Here is a 14,249-nt window from a genome sequence, read left to right as displayed (position 1 = left end):
CGCGGCGGTGGGGCGCCGGTCAGCGGCGGGCCCGGAGGAGACCCGCGACCTGGGCGACGCGGCGCCCCAGGTGACGGACCGTCTCCAGGTCAGCCTTCGTCACGCCCTCGTCGCCCGCGTCGGTGTTCGCCTGGGCGCCGGCGCCCAGGTTGATGCCGAGCCGGTTGAGGTCGTTCTCCGAGCCGGTGGAGGAGTTCCAGCCCGGAGGGATGTCGAGGTTGACCCAGTGCATTCCGTGCTGGGCCGCCAGGATGGAGAAGTACTGGAGGGTGTGGAGCTTGTCCCCGTTCATGGAGCCGGCCACCGTGAAGCCGGAGGCGGCCTTGTTCCGCCAGGCCTGGGCGGCCCAGCGCTTGGAGCTGGCCTCCGCGAAGGCGTGGAAGGCCGAGGAAGCGCTGCCCATGTAGGTGGGGGACCCGAACATGACCCCGTCGGCCTCGTCCAGCAGGGTCCACTGGCTGTCACTGATGGACAGCACGTCGACGAGGACCGCGCGGGCCCCCGCCTCGCCGGCGCCGTCGCGGGCGGCGGCCGCCAGGGCCGCCGTGTGGCCGCGCCCCGAGTGGTACGCGACGACCACCAGCGGGGACTCGACGGCGGAGGTCCCGGTGGGGGCCTGGCCGGGTACCAGGCCGGGCACCTGGCCGGCCCCGGTGGGGATCTCGCTGGGGGGAGTCATCGTCTCCGTCATCAGTGTGCTCCGGTCGGGATGAGGGCCGCGGTGAGTTCCGCCTCGAGGCGGTTGAGGTCCCGGTCGTGGCCGTGGGCCGCGATGTGCCCGTCGGGCCGGACCAGGTAGTACCCGGGACGCCAGCAGCCGGTGGCGCGCAGCGAGTTGCGCCGACGCAGCCGCTCCACCCGGACCTGGGGCCAGCGGTCGAGGATGTGGCCGATCTCGGCGCTCCAGTCGGAACCGCCGCTGGAGGGCGGCAGCACCGCCAGGGTCCAGCCCTGCGGGTCGGCGGCGGGGCCCGAGATGCGGTGCGCGAGGGCCAGCCGGCGCGGGAAGACGGCGCCGACCTTCAGGCCGCCGGGCAGCTTCTCGTGCAGACCGCAGCCGGCCTTGCGCGAGGGCCGCTGGGTGGCGCGGACGATGTCGTAGGCGAGCCTGCGGCCCGCCATGACGGGGGCGTAGAAGTGCGAGACCAGCCCGGTGCGGTCCAGGACGCGGAAGGCGGCGTCGCGGGCCCGGACCTGGACCCGGCCGTTGAACATCCAGGCGCGCGTCTGGAAGTCGGTGTCGCGCACGATCCGCTGGGTCGCGTCCGAGCGCTCGGGTCCGTAGGTGTCGAGCAGGGAGACGGGCGAGGCGCCGTGGATGACCGCGGCCAGCTTCCAGGCCAGGTTGTGGGCGTCCTGGAGACCGCTGTTCATGCCCTGGCCGCCGGCCGGGCTGTGCACGTGCGCGGCGTCGCCCATCAGGAAGATGCGGCCGCGCTGGAAGTCGCTGGCGTGCCGGGCGTGGACGCGGAAGACCGTCTCCCACACCGGCTCGGTGATCTTGATGCCGCGGGGGCCGCGGTCGTAGATGACCTGCTGCATCATCTTGACGTTCACGCGCTCGCCGCCGGGCGGCATCACCGACAGGAAGCGGTAGACGCCGTCCGGCTGCGGGACGATCACCAGGGTGCCGTTGGGGTTCTGGAAGTACAGCACCTGGTCGGTGGGGAGGGTGCCCTCGATGCGGGCGTCGACGAGGGCGAACTCCATCTCGTACGTGCTGCCGGTGAAGGCCGAGCCCAGCTCGCCGCGGACCTTGCTGCCCGCGCCGTCGGCACCGATCAGGAAGGGCACCCGGGTGCGCTCGATGAGGCCGTCGCCGTGCTCGAGGACGGCGGTGACCCCGTCGGTGGCGTTGACGTCGCCGGAGTGGTCGACCTTCTCGATGTCGAGCAGCCGCACCCCGCGCTCGACCTTGCCGCCGAGCGCGTGCAGCCGGTCGGTGAGCACCCGCTCGGTCTCGGGCTGCGGCAGGTGCCGCGGCGCCAGGTCTTCCTGGAAGTCGAAGGTCGCCAGGTGCCGGCGCTCGGAGAAGTAGCTGAGCGCGTTGATCTGGACGGAGGCCTCCCGGATGGCGGGGCCGGCCCCCATGTCCTCCAGGATGTCCAGGGCGCGCGGCCACAGGGCCAGCGCCTTGGGCACGTCGAGCGGAACCGTCGTCAAGTCGATGATCCGGACCCCGACCCCGCGGCGCAGCAGCTCGATCGCCGCGGTCAGGCCGGTGGGGCCGGCGCCGACGATGAGGACGTCGTAGTCCGTGCCGCCGGTGTTCTGGATGTGCTCGGTCACGACGCTGCCTCCAGCTGTTCGCGCAGGATCGACGCCAGCTTGATGCGCTGGACCTTCATGGTGGCGGTGCGCGGGAGTTCGGCGAGCGGGATCTGGATGGGCTCGGCCATCTTCGGCAGGTCGGCGACGGCCCGCTTCCAGCGCGCGAGGTCCAGCGGCTCGCCCTGGCGGGTGCAGACCACCGGCAGGGCCTCCTGGTTGGGGCCGGGTACGAGCACCAGCTCGGCCAGCTCCTCCAGGCGCTGGAGCACGGCGTCCTCTACCTCCAGGGTGGAGTGGATGCCGGGGATCACGTCGACCTCGCGGTCGAGCAGGTGCAGGCAGCCCACCTTGGTGCTGAAGCCGACGTCGCCTCCGCGCCACCACTTGCCGAAGGCCTGCTTCTCGAAGCGCTCCTTCTCCCCGTAGTAGCCGACGGCCCGGCCCGGGGTGCTGACCTCGATGTATCCGGGGTTCTCGCGGGAGGGCTTGAGGCCGTTGCGGGGCACCAGGCGGTACTTGGTGATCCCGGGCATCGGGTAGCCGAGGCAGCGGCCGTCGGCCTTGTGGGCGTTCTTGCGCGTGTAGTGGCGGCCGGTGAGGGGGCCGCACTCGCTCTGCCCGTAGATCTGGAAGAAGACCGGGTTGGTGCGCTGCGAGGCCTTCAGCAGGCGGTCCATGGTGCCCGGGTGGATCGCGTCGAAGGTGCTGCTGAAGCAGGCGACGTTGGAGAAGGGGCGGCGCGGGTCGTCGACCAGTTCCTCCCACTCCATGAAGGAGTTGGGGTGGGTCTCCACGAACGCCGGGCGGATCCGGCCGAAGAGTTCGGCGATCTTCTCGTTCCCGGTGTCGTTGACCACGGCCACGTGGAGGCCGCGCTGGAGCAGTACGGCCATGCCCAGGTACATCCGGGAGTGCACGTACGAGAGGTGGATGGCGGCGGTGTCGCCCGTCTTGAGGAGCTTGCCGAGGCGGCGCTGCGGACGGTAGCGGCCGAAGAGGCTGCGGTGCGAGTGGACGACCAGCTTGGGCAGGCCGGTGGTGCCCGAGGTGTGCGTCATCAGGGCGGGCTGGTCCGGGGCGAGCAGCACGGGCTCGCGGCGCGGCGAACCGGCCAGGTCCTGGAGGGAGACGACCCCGTCGCGGGCGGCGGAGACCGACAGCACGGCGTGGGTGACGGACACCAGGTCGGCGCCGGCGAGCGCACCGTCGAGCTTGGTGTCGTCCGTCAGCAGGTACGGCCGGTCCAGGCGGGCCAGCAGGGCGGCGGCGCTCTCGCCGTCGAGGGCGGGGGAGAGCATCACCGGGACGGCGCCGATGCGGGCGCTCGCACTGGCCAGGACGTAGATGTCGAAGTTGTTGTTCTTGTAGATCGCGACCTGGTCGCTCGCGCGCACACCCGCCGCGTACAGACGGGCGGCCATGTCGTCGATGTGGTCGGCCAGTTCGCCGACCGTCAGATACCCCGAGACGTCCGGCAGTACGTCCAGGCTGTGGTCCAGCATGATCGTCGTGCTGGGGCGGGCGGCGGCGGCCTGCTCGGGAACGGTCCCTATGTAGAGCCCGCTTGTTCGGGCGGGGTTCCGCAGCATCAGGTCTCTCCTCGGCGGGATTGCGGGGAAGGCGGGGAAGGCGGGTGCACGGGCCCTCAGTGGACCAGGACGCGCTCGCGCAGGACGCGCTCGTCGTCGTGCGAGAGCGTGATGCGGAAGGTGTCGCGCAGGTGCGTGATCGCCTCGTCGGTGGTCAGCTCGCGCTGGTGCTTGAACCCGTCGGCGTAGTCGGCGAAGAGCGTGCGGTGGCGCAGGGTGTGCCGGACGGTGTCGTCACCGCGCTGGGCGACCAGCTTGCCGATGAACGGGGAGGCCGGGTTCGTGGAGGTGTAGACGTTCGACACCTCGAAGTCGATCCAGTGGTGCTGCTCCTCGCGGAGGCTGTACACGTCGAACCAGCCGTCGTGGTGCAGGCACCGCAGCACCCACTCCTCGCTCTCGCCCTCGCCCTCGCGGTCCAGCTTCCAGGTCCAGTCGCCGACCGTGACCTCGGCGCCGTCCTCGAAGGGGATGGGCTCCAGCGGGCCCTCGTCGCCGAAGCCGACGTCGGCGAGGTAGCGGCGGCCCTCGGCCTCGACGATCACGACCGCGTGCGAGCGGTAGCGGATCGCGTCGCTGCCGCGGCGGACGCGCGCCAGGTGGCGGGTGGACGTGAAACCGACCTGGTCGAGCGCGGCCGCGAAGAGCAGGTTGTTCTCCAGGCAGCAGCCACCGCGGCCGGAGTCGACGATCTTCTTCTGCAGGCTCGGGAGGTCGAGCGAGATGCGGTGTCCGACGGCCAGGTCGACGATCTCCCAGGAGACGGCGTCGACGTGGGCGCGGTGCAGCCGGCGCAGGGTCTCGAAGTCGGCGGTGGCCCGACCCTCGAAGCCGATGCGCGCCAGGTACGCGTCGAGCACCAGGGCGTCGGAGTTCCAGTCGGCGGCGGGCGGTGGCGGCAGGGCGTTCATCAGAGTGACCTTTCGTCTCGGGATGTCTCGGGATGTCTCGGGGCGTGCGGATCGTGCTGTGGTGCTGTGGTGCTGTGGTTCAGCGGGCCTCGGCGGGGACGGACGCCGCCCCCGGGACCTCGGAGCGGCCCTTGTCCGCGGCGGCGGCGCGGTTCGACGCGCGTCCGGCCAGCACGACGAGGCCGATGGCGGCGGCGAAGGCCAGGCCGATCCAGAGCACCAGGTGCGTGAAGACGTCGGTGGCCTGCGGGACCTGCGCGCCGATGCCGGCGCCGAGGTTGAGCAGGAAGCTGTAGACGGCGATGGCGGTGGCGCGGTCCGCGCCGGCCGCTCCGCCGACGGCCTGGACCAGGGCGGGTCCGGCGGTCGCGACGCCCACCATGGCGGCGAACAGGGCGATGCCCAGGACCAGGGTGTTGTCCCCGGCCAGTGCGGCGGCGCCCATGCCCAGGCCCGCCAGGGCCAGCGCTCCGGCGGCCCGCCGGGTCGGCGCGATGCCGGCCAGCTTCGGCGCCGCGAGGACGGCGACCAGCAGGGACGGCAGGGCGGAGGCGCGCAGCGCGAACATGGCGTCGGGGTTGCCGAGCGACTTCGGGCCGTACAGCTGGACGCCGGTGTAGACGGCGGTGACCCCGCCGAGCACGATCAGCGCGGTGACGAACAGCGGGATCAGCCGCCCGGAGCTGAGCACGTTGCCGAAGGCGAAGCCGCCCCCGGCCCGACCGCCGTCGCGCGGCGCGTCCGGCAGCATCACCATGCGGGCGGCCACGGCGCCCGCGGCCAGCAGCGGGGCCGAGACCCAGAACACGGCGCCCCAGCCGAACAGCGACTCCAGCAGCTGGGCGCCGAGCTGGCCGGCGACCAGGGTGCCGCCGAGCGCGCAGGACACCACGGTCAGTGCGAGGGCGACCCGCTGGGCCGGCAGCCGCTCGCCGAAGTAGGCGTACACGACGGGGGCGAAGACACCGGCTGCCAGACCCTGCACGGCGCGCATCGCCAGGCCTCCGGTCTGCCCGCCGGCCAGCGGCACGGCCAGCGTGGCGAGGGACAGTGCGGCGAGGCTGGTCCAGATCGCGGTCCGGCGGCCGTAGTTCTCGGCGAGCGGGCCGCTCAGGAGCGAGCCGCAGGCATAGGCGATGGCGAAGGCCGAGGTCGCCCAGGCGGCGGCGGACTGCTCCACGCCCCATGCCGTGGCGATCTCCGGCATGAGCGGGATGGTCACGTAGGCCTGGCTGCCGAGGATGAGCCCGATGACGGCCATCACCGCGACGGTGGCACCGAAGGGAACCTGGGCCGTGGCGGCACGTCCGGGGTCTCCGGGTGATGCAGCGGGTTGCGGGATACCTGACATGGGGCGACTTCCTCCGTCGTGGGGACTGCGTAGTCGATAGGAATCCTGTGCGGGGCGGCGTGGGCCTGCCATCGGTCCCCGGGTACTCCGTCAGGTGCGCTCCGCGATCCATCAACTGCGACGGCGCCGCCGTCCGTCAGTCGCGCGCGACGGTCTTGGTGCGCATCAGGAACTCGCTCAGGAAGCCGTCGTGCGGCACTCCGGGGCGGATCCAGTACGTGGGCCGGGACCCCGTGTACACGTTGGACACGGTCGGTTCCGCCAGCAGTTCGTCCACCAGCGGCCCGGTGTCGGCGTCCGGGCCGAGTACGGAGACCACCAGGCTGCCGCGCAGCGGCGCGATGCCCTGCGCCCGGCTCCAGGGCGCGACCCAGACACAGGGGAAGGGCATCTCCAGGCCGGTGCGGGGGTCGTCGGAGCGCTCCAGCTGGTGCACCGCCGGGCGCAGCACCGCGCTTCCGTCGCCGAGTTCCGAGACGATGCCGTCCCCGCCGAGCCAGGCCCGTGCCCCGGGCTCCGCGGCGCGGGTGAGCAGGTACGCCTCCAGGGCGCGGGCGTGCCCGGCCGGCTGCACCGGGAGCACCGCCTTCGGGTCCTCGGGCGGCAGGTCCGCCGATGCCGCGAGCCGCTCGGCGAGCGCCCGCGCCAGCGGGCCGGGATCCCCCTCGACCAGCACGGTGGTGGCGTTGATGCAGGCCACCCCGCCCTGGTGGGCGACCGAGTCGACGATCACGTCCAGGTGGTCGCGCCAGTCCCGGCCCGCGGTCACCAGGATCTTCGAGCGTCCGGGGCCCTGCGGCAGCACCCGGGATCCGCCGTACTTGGCGACGACCTCGTCGCCGCCGTAGACGAGCCCGAGGTCGGCCTCGTCCAGCACCGTGTCGGCCACCTCGTGCCCGGTGGGCAGGAGGGCCACCTGATCCGGCCCGAAGCCGGCCGCGCGCAGCGCCGCGACCAGCCGGTACGGGGTGAACGGCTCGCGCCGGGAGGGCCGTACGGCGACCCGGTAGCCCAGCGCCAGCGCCTCCAGCCACAGCGAGTGCGGGCCGGGGTGGTTGCCCGCCGCGTGCACGGCGAAGACCGAGCCGCGCCGGGTCCAGACGGCGCTGCCCCGCCGGGTGCGCGGATCGCTCCGGGAGTCGGCGGCGCCGGCCGGGCGGGCCTGGTCCAGGATGTACGCCGCCTGCTCGGCGGCTTCGGTGACGGCGGCCGCGGCGGCCCGTACGACACCGAGCGGGACCCCGGAGACGCGGGCGGTGATCCGCTCGTGGGCGGCGGGGTCCAGGCCGCCGATGGTGTCCTCGGCGAAGATCCGGCCGGCCCGGGCGAGCAGCGCGAACCGCTCCGCGGCGGGCGGCGGGGAGGCGGCCCGCAGGGCCGCCATGGTGCGCCGCACGTACAGCCGGGGCACCAGGCCGAGGGTGGCGGCGGGGCGGCCGGCGACATCGGTGAGCGTGATCCGGTTGCGGGCCCGGAAGGTCCCCGAGGGCCCGAGGGCGTCCAGGGCGGGCAGCTCGTCCAGGGTGCCGGCCGCGGGCGGGGCGTCCGGTGCGTCCCGCGAGGGCGGCTCTTCGGGGGCGGCCATCAGTAGACCCCTTCGATCACGGTCTCGTTGTCGAACTCCCGGACCGGCGCGATGTCCGCGACCGAGTCCCCGGTCTGCTCCGCGCCGTGCGGCGGCCGGATCCGGGTGGCGTGGTCCCGCTCCAGGTTGTTCGGCATGAGCAGGCTCCGGCTCACGTGGTGCATGACCACCTGGCCGCGCTCCCCGTACGCGACGGGCCGCCGGGTCTCGGGGTCGACCACCGACAGCGTCATGTACGGCGAGTACGGGTCGTACACGCACGGGTCGTCGTGTCCGAGCCCCGGCCGCTCGCCGGCGTTGCCGAGGATCATCGTGCTGCCGTACCCGCTGTAGAGGACGGTGTCGGGGAAGACCTCCGTGCGGTACAGGTACCGGCTGTCGGCGTCCATCTGGGTGCCCACCCAGTTGATCGCCCGCACCTTCTCGTTGACCAGCTCCGCCAGCTCCGCGTCGGCCGCGATCCGCTCCAGGACGGGCGGGGTGCACATCAGCACCCCGATGTCCTGGCTGCGCAGCACGTACCGCACCTGGTCCAGGATGTGCTCGGCGTACGCCCCGGCCCCTGCGGTGTCGCCGCGTGCGATGAGCTTCTTCACCCAGCGCGGGTCGAGGTCCACGCCGAAGGTGAGACCGCCCCGGTGGGCGGTCTGCCGCTTGATGATGTCGCCGACCATGTGGGGGCCCGAGGGCACCACCGAGAGCCAGTTCACCCCCTGCGGGACGCCGTGCGCGTCGAGTTGGGCGCTGCTCCACTCGACGAGGCGGTCCAGCCAGTCCCGCAGCAGCACGATCCGCTTGGGGGCGCCGGTGGTGCCGCCGCTCTCGTACACGCCCACGACGTCGGGGCGTTCGCCGTAGCCGCGCGGGATCAGGTCCTCGGCGCGTACGTCGCGCAGCTCGCCGGCGTAGTTGGGGAAGCGGGTGAGGTCGGCGAAGGTGCGGATGTCGGTCAGCGGGTCGAAATCCAGGTCCCGGACCCGGTCCAGCCAGAACGGCGAGCCGGTCTCGGGGGAGAAGTGCCAGCGCATGGCGGAGCGCAGGAACTCCTCGGGGTCTTCCGTGGGGAACACGGTGCTCCTGAGGGGTGGGAGAGCGGGGAGGGGCGGGGGAGGGCGGCGGTCAGGACGCGCCCAGCCGGACCGCGCCGGCCTCGTCCACGTCGAGGTCCGGCGGGATCTCGTCGAGTTCGATCCCGAAGTGCTCGCGGTAGGTCTCGATCACCTGGGAGTCGTCGTCGAGGCGCTCGGAGAACCGGTCGGCCCCCACCTGGCGCAGCAGGGTGCGGCCGATCAGGGTGACCCGGCCGTCCTCGGTCGGCAGGGAACACAACTGGCTCTGGAGGAAAGGGGATTCCGCGCTGGTGCGGTACCACCACAGGGTGGCCCGCAGGTCCTCGACGGCGATCGGGCGGGGCTCCACGCGGTACTGCGCATGGGTGTTCATGAAGAGCTCGTGGCCGCCGTCGGGCAGCGGCGCGAGCCGGTAGACCCCGTGCGGGTCCCGCTGGTCGGCGAGGGTGTCGAGGGACAGCGGGTGGCGGCTGTTGCGGCCGAAGCCGACGTCGACGAGCCAGTCCCCTTCCGCGGTGCGCACGCGCAGCACGACGTGGCCGAGCGGGACGCCGAGCACCCCGTCGATCCAGACCCGGGCCGGCAGCAGCTCCACGTCGAACCCGAGGGCCCGCAGCAGGTGGGCGAAGGAGGGGTTGACCTCGTAGCAGCCGCCGCCGCGGCGTTCGTGGACGATCTTGTGAACGATGGTGTGGTCGAGGCGGATCGGCTTGCCCGCGTAGTAGTGCAGGTTCTCGAACGGCACGCTCAGCACGTGCCGTTCCTGGAGGTCGCGCAGGGCGGCGGCATCCGGCCGGACCGGGCGCGCTGCCCCGATGCGGGCCAGGTAGGCGTCCACCAGCTCCGGATCGAGCGTCTCGGACATACGGGGCCTTCCTCCGCCGGTCCGGTTCACCAGCGCAGCAGGGTGAGCCCCATGGTCATGCCGCCGCCGAACGCGGCGAGCAGCACGAGGTCACCGGCGGCGAGGGCACCGGACCTGGCGGTCAGATCGAGGGTGAGTGGGACGGAGGCGGCCCCGGTGTTCCCGTACGCGGCGAAGGAGCCCCGGGTACGGTCGGCGGGGATGCCGAGGCCGGCGGCGAGCTCTTCGAGCATCCGGCCGTTGCCCTGGTGGGGGACGAAGTGCGCGAGGTCGGTGGGCCGCACCCCGCAGTCGTCGAGGAACCGGGTCACGGCGGGCACCACCTCGGCCGTGACGAAGTCCCGTACGCCGCGCCCGTTCATCGTGAACCGGTGCTCGCCGCGGGCCAGGGTCTGTGCCGAGGACGGCAGCCGGCTGCCGCCCGCGGCGACCCCGACGAGTTCCCGTTCGGCGCCGAAGGAGGCCAGCCGCGAGGCGATCAGGCCCCGCCCGGATTCCGGCCGTACGGGGCCGAGCACCACCGCGCCCGCGCCGTCGCCGAAGAGCACGACGGTGCGCCGGTCGGTGGGGTCCAGGATGCGGGAGTAGACGTCGGCGCCGATGACGAGGGCGTGGCCGGCGCCGCCGGAGGTCCGCAGCAGTCCTTCGGCGGTGGTCAGGGCGAACGCGAAGCCGCTGCAGACCGCGTTGACGTCGAAGGCGGCGGTGCCGTGGCCGATGCCCAGCTCGTCGGCGACGAAGCAGGCGGTCGCGGGCTGCGGGCTGTCGGGTGTGGAGGTGCCCAGCACGATCAGCGAGAGGTCGCGGGCGCGCAGCCCGGCGTCCTGGAGCGCGGCCCGGGCGGCCTGGACGGCCAGGTCTCCGGTGGCCTCGTCGGGTTTGGCCCAACGCCGCTGCCGGATGGCCGTCTTGGCGTGGATCCAGGCGTCGTCGACACCGGCTTCCGCGCCCGCCTCGTCGTTGGTGACGACGCGGGACGGAGTGGCCGATCCGGTGCCCAGGATGCCGATCCGGCGGGCCGCCGCCCTCGTGGTCAGCACGGGCCGTGCACCTCCCGGGCCACGGCGTGCAGTGCGAGCCGGTAGGAGCCGGCACCGAGGCCGGAGATGGTCCCGCTCGCCACCGGGGAGATCACCGAGTGGTGGCGGAACTCCTCGCGGGCGTACGGGTTGGAGAGGTGGACCTCGATGAGCGGCGCGGTGCGCTGGGCGGCGGCGTCGCGCAGGGCGTACGAGTAGTGGGTGAAGGCGGCGGGGTTGAGGACGACGGGGATCTCGCCGTCGGCGGCCTCGTGCAGCCAGCGCACCAGGTCGGCCTCGGCGTCGCTCTGGCGGACCTCGACGTCCAGGCCCAGCTCCCGGCCGGTCCGGCGGCAGCTCTCGGCCAGCTCCTCGTGGCTGCCGGCGCCGTAGATCCCGGGCTCGCGGCGGCCCAGCCGGCCCAGATTGGGCCCGTTGATCACCAGGACGGGAACCGGCTCGGCGGGGACGGCCGGCTCGGCGGGGGCGGCCGGGGGACCGGCGGTCATCGGATGCGCAGGTGGTCGAGGTAGGACCGGACGTTGCGCCGGGTCTCGGGGACGGAGTCGCCGCCGAACTTCTCCAGCAGCGCGTCCGCGAGCACCAGGGCCACCATGGCCTCCGCGACGATCCCGGCGGCCGGGACGGCGCACACGTCGGAGCGCTGGTGGTGGGCGACCGTCGCCTCACCCGTCGCCACGTCGACGGTCGCCAGCGCGCGCGGCACGGTCGCGATGGGCTTCATCGCGGCCCGTACCCGCAGCAGTTCACCGGTGGTCAGCCCGCCCTCGGTGCCGCCGGAGCGGCCCGAGGTGCGCTTGAGACCGCCCTCGGTGGAGACGATCTCGTCGTGCGCCTTCGACCCGGGCACCCGGGCGAGCTCGAAGCCGTCGCCGACCTCCACGCCCTTGATGGCCTGGATGCCCATCAGCGCGGCGGCCAGACGTGCGTCCAGGCGCCGGTCCCAGTGGACGTGCGAGCCGAGCCCGACGGGCACCCCGTACGCCAGCACCTCGACGACGCCGCCCAGGGTGTCGCCGTCCTTGTGGGCCTGGTCGATCTCCGCGACCATCGCCTTGCTCGCGTCCGCGTCCAGGCAGCGCACCGGATCCTCGTCCAGCCTGTCCACGTCGGCCGGCGTCGGGTACACCCCGTACGGGGCCTTCGCGGCGTTCAGCTCCACCACGTGCGAGACGATCTCGATGCCCGCCGCCTCCTTGAGGAAGGACCGGGCGATCGCGCCGAGCGCGACCCGGGCGGCGGTCTCCCGGGCGCTGGCGCGCTCCAGGACGGGCCGGGCTTCGTCGAAGCCGTACTTCTGCATCCCGGCGAGGTCGGCGTGACCGGGCCGCGGCCGGGTCAGCGGTGCGTTGCGGCCCGTCTCCTTCAGCTCCGAGGGATCCACGGGATCGGCCGACATGACCTTCTCCCACTTGGGCCACTCGCTGTTGCCGACCATGACGGCGACCGGGGAGCCCAGCGAACTGCCGTGCCGGACGCCACCGAGGAAGGTGATCTCGTCCTGCTCGAACTTCATCCGCGCCCCGCGGCCGTAGCCGAGCCGGCGCCGCGCCAGGTGCTCCGCGACCAGGGCGGTGGTGACGGGAACGCCGGCCGGCAGCCCCTCCAGGGTGGCGACCAGCGCGGGCCCGTGGGACTCGCCGGCGGTCAGCCAGCGCAACCTGCTCAGCACGTTCTCTCACTGCTCCTTGTCAAGGCGGATCTGGTATTCGGGGAAGAGCCTGTTCAGCTCGGTGTGGAATTCGGGGAAGGTCTTGGCCACGCACGCCGGGTCGTCCAGCGTCAGCGGCACGGAACTGCCCAGGCCCAGTACGGCGAACGACATCGCGATGCGGTGGTCGCGATGGCAGTCGACGACGGCCGGGCGCGGGGTGCCGGGGTGGACGGTGATCCGGTCCGGCCCCTCCTCCACGCGGATCCCGCAGGCCCGCAGGTTCGCGGCCACGGCCGCGATCCGGTCGGACTCCTTCAGCCGGGCGTGCGCGATCCCGGTGATGGTGACCGGCCCGTCGAGGAGCGGCGCGATGGCGGCCAGGGTCATGAAGGTGTCGGAGATCTCGCCCATGTCGACGGTGAAACCACCGGTCAGCCGTCCGCCGGCCGGGCCGGTGACGGTGGTCGAGTGCAGGCCGATCTCCACCTCGGCGCCCGTCAGCTCCAGCACCCGGGCGAACCGCAGGTCCCCCTGGAGGCTGCCGCTGCCCAGACCCGGCACGGTCAGGGTGCGGCCGGTGACGGCCGCCGCCGCGAAGAAGTACGAGGCGGTCGACGCGTCCGGCTCGATCACCAGGTCCGTCGCCGTGTACCCGCCGGGCCGGACCGTGACCGTACCGGCGTCCTCGCTCACGTCCGCGCCGAAGCGCCGCATCAGTGCCAGGGTCATGTCCAGGTACGGGCGGCTCACCAGGCGCGGGACGTCCACCGTGAGCGGGCCGGTCATCAGTGGGCCGGCCATCAGCAGCCCGCTCAGGTACTGGCTGCTGAGGCCGGAGTCCAGCTCCACGACGCCGCCCGCCAGCCCCCGGGCGGCCACGGTCAGCGGCAGTCCGCCGTCCGGGCCCGCCGCGACCTCGGCGCCGAGCCGGGTCAGGGCCCGGGTGAGCGGGCCCAGCGGGCGGGCCCGCAACTGCTCGGAGCCGTCGAAGACGAAGCTGCCGCGTCCGGTGGCCGCGAAGGGCGGCAGGAAGCGGGCCGCGGTCCCGGCGTCCGCGCACCAGACCCGGCCGGGGGCGTACGGGCCGCCACCGGTGCCGGTGACCTCCCAGCACTCGTCGGAGGGGGTGGTGGAGGTGCTGATGCCGACCGCGGTCAGGGCCCGCCGGAAGGCGACGGTGTCGTCGCTGACCAGCGGTGCCCACAGGCCCGAGGTGCCGCGTGCGGCGGCCGCCAGCAGCAGGGCGCGGTTGGTGAGGCTCTTGGATCCCGGGATCCGGGCGGACAGGGCGGACGCGGCGGCTGCCGTGTTGGGCGACAAGGTGGCTCCAGGTCGGGACTGGTGGTCAGGACGCGGGGTGCCGGACACCCCTCACGACAGGCCCTGGTTGCGGGCCCTGTGGGCCCGGGCCAGGCAGGCGCGGGCTGCGGTGGCGACGCGGTGGGCGGTCAGCCCGCACTGCTGGTACAGGCTCCGGTAGCTGCCGGAGCGGCCGAACCGGTCCAGGCTCGCGGTCGGGCCCGCACCGCCGGCCATGGCGTACCAGCCGAGGGCCGAGCCGGCCTCGACCGACACCCTGACCGCCGTGTGCGGGGCGAGGACCGCATCGCGGTAGGCCTGGTCCTGGGCGAGGAACCGGTCGGGGCGGGGCACCGACACCACGCGGGTGCCGATGCCGTCGCGCTCCAGGATCGCCCGGGCTTCCAGGGCCACGGCGGTCTCACCGCCGGTGGCCACCAGAACCGTCAGGGGCGTACCGCCGGATGCTTCGACGAGGACGTAGCCCCCGCGTGCTTCATCGCTCATGGTGGTACGGCTCCTTGCCGGTTCCGGTGCGGGACGCTGCCCGCCGGGTCATCGTGGGACAGGGGGGCGAGCCCCTTCAACGGGCCGTGCGCCGTCTCGTCAGGTCG

13 protein-coding genes are annotated in these 14,249 nt (G+C 73.4%); all 13 read right to left on the bottom strand.

Annotation, left to right across the window (positions count from 1 at the left end):
- Positions 1-19: 19 nt before the first annotated feature.
- The 13 genes from ACFYM0_RS15490 to ACFYM0_RS15430 all read right to left on the bottom strand — a co-directional run bounded on the left by ACFYM0_RS15490 (position 20) and on the right by ACFYM0_RS15430 (position 14,142).
- Complete coding sequence (locus ACFYM0_RS15490; protein ID WP_388501201.1) at positions 20-691, bottom strand: flavodoxin family protein; 672 nt, start codon at positions 689-691, stop codon at positions 20-22.
- On the bottom strand, positions 691-2,289 hold the full coding sequence (locus tag ACFYM0_RS15485) for an FAD-dependent monooxygenase (RefSeq protein ID WP_388501199.1): 1,599 nt from the start codon (positions 2,287-2,289) through the stop codon (positions 691-693). The genes ACFYM0_RS15490 and ACFYM0_RS15485 overlap by 1 nt, the downstream gene beginning before the upstream one ends.
- Positions 2,286-3,860, bottom strand: coding sequence for a class I adenylate-forming enzyme family protein (locus ACFYM0_RS15480; RefSeq protein WP_388501196.1), 1,575 nt, complete (start codon positions 3,858-3,860; stop codon positions 2,286-2,288). The genes ACFYM0_RS15485 and ACFYM0_RS15480 overlap by 4 nt, the downstream gene beginning before the upstream one ends.
- A gap of 56 nt (positions 3,861-3,916) precedes the next feature.
- Complete coding sequence (locus tag ACFYM0_RS15475; protein WP_388501193.1) at positions 3,917-4,771, bottom strand: arylamine N-acetyltransferase; 855 nt, start codon at positions 4,769-4,771, stop codon at positions 3,917-3,919.
- Positions 4,772-4,850: 79 nt separating this feature from the next.
- Positions 4,851-6,032: an MFS transporter gene (locus ACFYM0_RS15470; protein WP_388501190.1), complete on the bottom strand. Its 1,182-nt coding sequence runs from the start codon at positions 6,030-6,032 to the stop codon at positions 4,851-4,853.
- Positions 6,033-6,258: 226 nt separating this feature from the next.
- Positions 6,259-7,707 (bottom strand): aldehyde dehydrogenase family protein, encoded by a 1,449-nt coding sequence (locus ACFYM0_RS15465; protein WP_388501187.1) that lies wholly within the window; start codon positions 7,705-7,707, stop codon positions 6,259-6,261.
- Entirely contained in the window at positions 7,707-8,735 is a 1,029-nt protein-coding gene (locus ACFYM0_RS15460) for a phenazine antibiotic biosynthesis protein (RefSeq protein ID WP_388501727.1), read from the bottom strand. The genes ACFYM0_RS15465 and ACFYM0_RS15460 overlap by 1 nt, the downstream gene beginning before the upstream one ends.
- 91 nt (positions 8,736-8,826) lie before the next feature.
- Positions 8,827-9,642, bottom strand: coding sequence for an arylamine N-acetyltransferase (locus ACFYM0_RS15455; RefSeq protein WP_388501184.1), 816 nt, complete (start codon positions 9,640-9,642; stop codon positions 8,827-8,829).
- Between the two features lie 26 nt (positions 9,643-9,668).
- Positions 9,669-10,682, bottom strand: a complete 1,014-nt coding sequence (locus ACFYM0_RS15450) for a 3-oxoacyl-ACP synthase III family protein (protein WP_388501182.1) — start codon at positions 10,680-10,682, stop codon at positions 9,669-9,671.
- Positions 10,676-11,170: a type II 3-dehydroquinate dehydratase gene (gene aroQ / locus ACFYM0_RS15445; RefSeq protein ID WP_388501180.1), complete on the bottom strand. Its 495-nt coding sequence runs from the start codon at positions 11,168-11,170 to the stop codon at positions 10,676-10,678. The genes ACFYM0_RS15450 and aroQ overlap by 7 nt, the downstream gene beginning before the upstream one ends.
- Complete coding sequence (aroC, locus tag ACFYM0_RS15440; protein ID WP_388501725.1) at positions 11,167-12,351, bottom strand: chorismate synthase; 1,185 nt, start codon at positions 12,349-12,351, stop codon at positions 11,167-11,169. Before aroC ends, aroQ begins: the two co-directional genes overlap by 4 nt.
- Positions 12,352-12,360: 9 nt before the next feature.
- Positions 12,361-13,656 carry a 3-phosphoshikimate 1-carboxyvinyltransferase gene (aroA, locus tag ACFYM0_RS15435; RefSeq protein WP_388501178.1) on the bottom strand — a complete coding sequence of 432 codons (1,296 nt, stop codon included), beginning with the start codon at positions 13,654-13,656 and terminating at the stop codon, positions 12,361-12,363.
- Positions 13,657-13,707: 51 nt separating this feature from the next.
- Entirely contained in the window at positions 13,708-14,142 is a 435-nt protein-coding gene (locus ACFYM0_RS15430) for a transketolase C-terminal domain-containing protein (RefSeq protein ID WP_388501176.1), read from the bottom strand.
- Positions 14,143-14,249: the final 107 nt, after the last annotated feature.

This window comes from Streptomyces sp. NPDC006487 (genome assembly GCF_042870555.1).
Classification (GTDB): domain Bacteria; phylum Actinomycetota; class Actinomycetes; order Streptomycetales; family Streptomycetaceae; genus Streptomyces.
This window is presented reverse-complemented; position numbering and strand designations above follow the sequence as displayed.